Origin of the sequence: Neptunomonas sp. (assembly GCF_016744175.1) — a bacterium.
Taxonomy (GTDB): Bacteria; Pseudomonadota; Gammaproteobacteria; order Pseudomonadales; family Balneatricaceae; genus Neptunomonas.
In genome coordinates this window covers 1-6,005 of sequence record NZ_JADGEV010000085.1, presented here as the reverse complement: position 1 = coordinate 6,005, position 6,005 = coordinate 1, and the positions used below count along the sequence as shown (strand labels likewise).

At 42.7% G+C, this 6,005-nt stretch carries 7 protein-coding genes; 4 read left to right on the top strand and 3 right to left on the bottom strand.

The genetic code is table 11. From position 1 onward, the window contains the following. On the bottom strand, positions 1 to 631 hold a 631-nt coding region (locus QZZ55_RS19700; protein WP_293269127.1), incomplete at its 3' end, for a fumarylacetoacetate hydrolase family protein. 103 nt (positions 632 to 734) lie between these two features. Between QZZ55_RS19700 and QZZ55_RS19695 the strand changes: the two genes are divergently transcribed. Then, a complete protein-coding gene (locus QZZ55_RS19695) occupies positions 735 to 1,013 on the top strand; it encodes a peptidylprolyl isomerase (protein WP_028467878.1) in 279 nt (92 codons plus the stop codon). Positions 1,014 to 1,069: 56 nt separating this feature from the next. Here the strand turns inward: QZZ55_RS19695 and QZZ55_RS19690 are convergent, their stop codons facing one another. Next, a complete protein-coding gene (locus QZZ55_RS19690; protein ID WP_293269126.1) occupies positions 1,070 to 2,362 on the bottom strand; it encodes a GGDEF domain-containing protein in 1,293 nt (430 codons plus the stop codon). A 168-nt stretch (positions 2,363 to 2,530) separates the two neighbouring features. On the opposite strand from QZZ55_RS19690, the gene QZZ55_RS19685 reads away from it, so the two are divergent. Together QZZ55_RS19685 and QZZ55_RS19680 are read left to right on the top strand one after the other, a co-directional pair. Further along, positions 2,531 to 4,057 (top strand): Ada metal-binding domain-containing protein, encoded by a 1,527-nt coding sequence (locus tag QZZ55_RS19685; protein WP_293269125.1) that lies wholly within the window; start codon positions 2,531 to 2,533, stop codon positions 4,055 to 4,057. Beyond that, positions 4,054 to 4,542 carry a methylated-DNA--[protein]-cysteine S-methyltransferase gene (locus tag QZZ55_RS19680; protein ID WP_293269124.1) on the top strand — a complete coding sequence of 163 codons (489 nt, stop codon included), beginning with the start codon at positions 4,054 to 4,056 and terminating at the stop codon, positions 4,540 to 4,542. Before QZZ55_RS19685 ends, QZZ55_RS19680 begins: the two co-directional genes overlap by 4 nt. Here QZZ55_RS19680 and QZZ55_RS19675 read toward each other — a convergent pair. Beyond that, positions 4,525 to 5,724, bottom strand: coding sequence for an MFS transporter (locus QZZ55_RS19675; RefSeq protein WP_293269123.1), 1,200 nt, complete (start codon positions 5,722 to 5,724; stop codon positions 4,525 to 4,527). The two genes, QZZ55_RS19680 and QZZ55_RS19675, sit on opposite strands and share 18 nt — an antisense overlap. Before the next feature lie 126 nt (positions 5,725 to 5,850). On the opposite strand from QZZ55_RS19675, the gene QZZ55_RS19670 reads away from it, so the two are divergent. Beyond that, on the top strand, positions 5,851 to 6,005 hold a 155-nt coding region (locus tag QZZ55_RS19670), incomplete at its 3' end, for a LysR family transcriptional regulator (protein WP_293269128.1).

Below are 6,005 nucleotides of genomic sequence, written 5' to 3'. Positions count from 1 at the left end.
CAACCAACTCTATAAGGATACTATCCCCCTCTTTTATAGGCCCAACACCTGCAGGGGTTCCAGTCATCACCACATCACCGGGCTCTAACGTAAAAAACTGACTAATGTAGCTAATTAACGGAACCACCTTATTTAACATATAAGCACTATTGCCATCCTGTTTTACTGTGCCATTGACGACCAAACGCATGTGCACATTTTGCAAGTCATCTATTTTATCCGGTGTTACAAAAACAGACAGCGGGCACGCACCATCAAAAGACTTGGCTTTTTCCCAAGGGTGACCTTTGGCTTTAAGTCCATCCTGTAGGTCGCGCAACGTCAAATCTAAGCCCACGCCAACACCTATAATGGCCTCACTCGCCAAGGCTTCATCAGCTTTACACAAAGATGTACCAATCAGAATAGACATCTCGGTTTCAAAATGTACACTGCCTAATTCAGTAGGAATTCCAAAGGCACTCTCTAATTCAGAGGCCGCAGTGGCAGGTTTTATAAACAGCATCGGCTCGCTCGGGATAGGATTATTCAGCTCTTTAGCATGATCAGCATAGTTTCTACCGACACAAACAATCTTACCCAGTGCTAATTCACACGCTTGTCCATTCAAAAAACGATGTTGGTATGCCATATTTCATCCCGTATGATTTGGTTCATCGATAATAACAGGTATCCTATACCGACAAGATTAATCTAACTATAACGCTACCTAGAAATTATATGAGGTTTTACCCATGGCCAAAGCAAGCGCACGTCATATTCTCGTTGATACTGAAGCTCAATGCGAAACACTAAAACAACAAATTGAAGCCGGTACAGACTTTGCGGAAGTGGCTAAGCAGCACTCTTCTTGCCCTTCTGGCCGTCAAGGCGGTGACCTAGGATCATTCGGCCCGGGTCAAATGGTTCGTGAATTTGATGAAGTGGTTTTCAGCGGCGAACTGAATAAAGTACACGGCCCAGTAAAAACGCAGTTTGGTTACCACCTGCTAGAAATCACTAGCCGCTCGTAGTCATTGTCATGAGGAGAGTTGTAACACCAGCTCTCCTCACGTTAAGACAATCCCCCTTACTGCTGAGCATAATCAAACTTAGATCGCCTCGGCTTAGTCTTCTTTAGCGCAGGAGGTGGCTGGTGTGAAGCTACTGTGCAATTCCGGCCTGCTTTTTTCGCGGCATAAAGCGCCTTATCAGCAGCTTTAAGTACAGTATCAGGGTTTGTTTGAGAAACGTCTTTATCAGAAACACCGATGCTGATCGTAACTTGTACATTTTCTGACTCTTTCTGGTTGGAACGCAATCTCTTACCTGCATCACTGTCACAAGGACGCTCTTCACTTCGAATAGTCATAGGGTAATTGGCTATAATTTCACGTACTTCTTCAAGGTATGGCAGCGCTTCAGATTCTGACTTTCCAGCAAAAACAACAGCAAACTCTTCTCCACCATAGCGAAATGCTTTACCACCCCCTTTTACATTTTTAATTTTTGCCGCCACCATACGTAATACTTGATCTCCAATGTCATGACCGTAAGTATCATTAAATTTTTTAAAATGATCAATATCCATCATGGCAATCGTGTAAGTACGTCCCAGTGTCGAAAACTTATCACGTAACGCGCGACGCCCAAGAATACCCGTAAGCTCATCAACAAACGCCATGTTATAACTATTCTGTAACACTGAAATCGCCAGCGCTATAAGGGCCGCCGATATAAATAAAGGCGATATTAGGGGACGATCAAACCATAGTAATGTTATTAATGCAGAGAGTAGAGAGACTAACAAACCGGCATCCGTGTGGGTTTTTCGGACAACCAAAGAGATCAATACAGGCATCAAACAAATGACGAAAACAACCGCCGCAGCATTGCTCAAATAAGTGTCATTGATAGCCATTTCTATCAAGCTCACAGGTAGTTCTGAAATCCAGTAAGCCAATTCATCCAGCTCCTTCAGAGCAAATAACACTAAGTAGCCGATACTCACTAGCATAATTCTAATGAGCCCTATAGGCGTGAATATACCTCGCTCTTCGTAAACCGAAATCAATGCAATATTAATGGGGAGTAACAGTGAAACCGCACTGTAAAGCACATAGTTATCAGGTCTAGCTAAACTTGTTTGGAGACCATTTTGAATCAAAAAATAAGCAGCCCCCAGATTTATCGCCACAAGTAATACTCGACTGCGCTTAAAGCTATAGCCAAGAAATACTGTGACCACCACCAGTAAATAAGGAACTAGCGTAAAGGTATTTTGATCAGCAACGGATAGCGTTGAAACAGGAGCTAATGATATAAACGCCCCAATTAACAACAGAGTAGCGGGTAACAATAAAACGAATATTCGAAACGCCACACAATAATCCTTTCTCTTAATCTTTACGTCATCACTAGTGTAGTCAAGCAATGAGCATTAGGCAGGAAAATCACACTAATTTAAACTCATAACCATCTATAGAAAGTTTAATAAGGGCATGTCCGAATACTGCGAGCAAGACCGTTAGATTAGGCTTATAGTAGCTTCATGAATATGCAACACGAACATTTTTATCAAGCGATGGTATCTCATGACAATCGCTTCGATGGACATTTTTATATCGGCGTTTCAAGTACTGGAGTTTACTGTCGACCAATTTGTCGTGTGCGTACGCCTAAGCGCGAAAACTGTACATTTTATCCGACTGCAGCTCAGGCAGAAACTGCTGGTTTTAGGCCTTGTCTTAAATGCCGCCCAGAACTATCACCACAAATTCAAGACAATACACTTCAACAAAACCTGCTTATCTCCTCCATTATTCAGCTAGAAGATCAGGGCGATATCGATTTTAGTATTTCAGCTTTGGCAAAGCATCTCAATATTACTCAACGACATCTGCACAGATTAGCGCTAGAGCAACTGGGAACAACACCCAGTCATTTTATGCTTACCAGAAGGCTACTACGGGCGAAAAAACTACTAACAGAGACACCGCTTTCTGTTACTACTATTGCACTTATCAGTGGTTTTGGCAGCTTACGCTCCTTTAATACCCACTTCAAAGACCGCTATAAGTTAACTCCATCTTCACTACGAAAATCACCCAGCACACAAAAGAGCTCTGCCCAGAGTCCCCCTGAAACAACAGTGCAACTACTGTTACAGTACCGTCCACCTTATGATTGGTCACAATTAATTACATTTTTACAACAACGAACCATTCAAGGTGTAGAACATGTGGAAGAGCAGTCTTATATTCGAACAGTTGGCCTATCAGTCAAAGGCGAGATATACAGTGGTTGGTTACAAATACAACCTCACAAGAACAAAGACAACACACTAATAGTTGAGTTATCAGAATCACTTGCCGCCATTATTCCTCTCTTGTTAAGAAAATTAGAACACCAGTTCGACCTACATGCAGAACCTTCGTTGATATCTAACCAACTGGGCTCACTCGCAATCAACAACCCTGGAATTCGCCTCCCCGGTAGCTTTGATGGCTTTGAAATGTCTGTTAGAGCCATACTCGGTCAACAAATCACCGTAAAAGCCGCTCACACGTTAGCGGGCCGTTTTGCTCACGCTTTTGGAAAATCGATTATCACTCCGTTCGAGAACCTCGCCATACAGTTTCCGAGTGCAAAGGTGGTGGCTGAGTTAAGTATTGATCAGGTTGCATCTTTGGGCATTATCAGCAAACGTGCTCAAACTATTATTTCCCTAGCAAAAGGCATTACCAAAGGTGAGATATCACTACAGCCCACAGCACATCCAGAGCAGTCGATAGCAGCATTGGAAAAACTTGCTGGTATTGGTCCTTGGACGGCACATTACATTGCCATGCGCGCGCTACACTGGCCAGATGCGTTCCCTCATACTGATTTAGGTGTAATGAAAGCATTACAAGAGAAACGTCCCAAGCAGACACTATTCCTGGCCGAGAAATGGCGCCCTTGGCGTGCTTACGCTGTCATGCATTTATGGAACTCGTTACAACAAGATAAACTGGGCAATACAAAAATCAGAAGCATGCGGGTGACAAAAACGATCAACGAGGTGCAAAAAACATGACTACTTACTGCACATGGACAAGTCCGTTCGGTGAAATGTTAGCGACTGCAGAAAAACAGCAACTTACGGGCTGCTATAAGATAGGACAAAAATACCAACCAGAAATTGACGTACAATGGAGCAAAGCCAATAACGAGCCGATCTTCGTACAACTAAAACAGCAGTTGGAGCGCTTTGCACTAAACCCCAATATTGGATTCAACTTAGCTGTGCAGCCTAAGGGAACCGCATTCCAACAAAGTGTATGGCAAGCCTTACTACAAATTCCTCCCGGCCAAACACGCTACTATCAACAATTAGCGGACAGTATAGGACGACCAAAATCAACGAGGGCAGTCGCTGCTGCGATAGGAAAAAACCCTCTGATAATTATTATTCCCTGCCATCGAGTCATTGGTAAAAACGGACACTTAACTGGATTTGCTGGAGGGCTTGATATGAAGCGACAACTCCTAGACCTTGAGGGCTCAATCGGCAACATCTAACGTCTGATAATAGCTTATTTTGTATAAGGCTACTGACGCCAACAATGTTGCTATCAATACAACCATTGAACCTAAAATAACACCCGACCAACCGCCCCACTGCCAAAACGGCTGTAAATAGAAACCTCCCGTGCTTGCGCCTAGATAATAAAACAGTAAATACAGAGAAGAAGCACTGGCTTTAGCCTCAACAGCGTGACGACTAACCCAACTACTAGCGGTCGAATGTGTAAAGAAAAACCCAAAGGCACTAACTAAGAAACCAATAATAATTGCCCAAATACTAGGCACTAGGGTTACAAGAGAACCACACATTAAGAGCACAATACCAATAATCATACAGATGGGTTGCGGCACCCGCTGCGCTATACGCCCTGATAAAGCAGAACCTATAGTACCGCTCAAGTAGGTAAGAAACAGCAACCCTAACCACGAGGGTGACAAATTGTACGGCGCATCTGACAACAAAAAAGTAATGAAGCTGTACTGGTTAATAAAAATAAAGAAATTAAATCCGCCAATCAAATAGGCTAGCAACAATAACGGATTCTTTATGTGAGCTACCGACTGCCCCAGCATACTGCGTGGCTTTAGACTCTTAGCAATAAAGCGGTTTGAAGCCGGCAAAAGCACTGCAAATAAAGTTAACAGGATAAAACTGATAAGCGTCATAACCAAAAATACCTCAGACCACCCCAGCCACTCACCGACAAAACCTCCAATCAAACGTCCGCCGATGCCCCCAATCGTATTACCGCTAATATAGAAGCCCACCGCTAATATCATCGCTTTATGCTTAAACTCATCACTCATATAAGCAATAGCAATAGCGGGCAAGCCGCCTAAAAACAACCCCTGTAAGCCTCGAAACAGCAGTAACATTGAATAGCTTTGTGTTTGCGATAACAGAAAAGTCATCAACACCACACCAGCCATGCTCACTAACATGATATTTTTTCGCCCCAACGCATCTGATAACGGCCCATAAACTAATAAAGAGATCCCCAGAGTCAACGTAGTGATGGTAAAGCTCCAACTTGCTTCAAGTTCAGACAATTGAAAGCTATCCATCAACAATGGCAAAAGCGGCTGAGTTACATAAACGTTGGCAAAAATCATAAATGATCCAAGGCATAGTGCTATTGTTGCTCGCCAAAACGAAGCTGTTCCTGCATCAATCACTGTTTACCCCAAGCCCTTTAAAGACAATATTTAATGCGCACATAAACTAATTACCGAATAACAATACGGAACACATAAAAATCAGTAAAATATATAATTTTTATATAATTGATAAATATTATTGATATGAATAATAAGCAGCTGCGCTATTTTAACGAAGTCGCCAACCAACAGAGCTTTTCTAAAGCGGCTGAAGTTTTACATGTGGCTCAGCCTGCTATCAGTATGTCTATCCAAAAACTAGAACAAGAGCTTGACCTTAAACTTTTTCACCGTGGTGA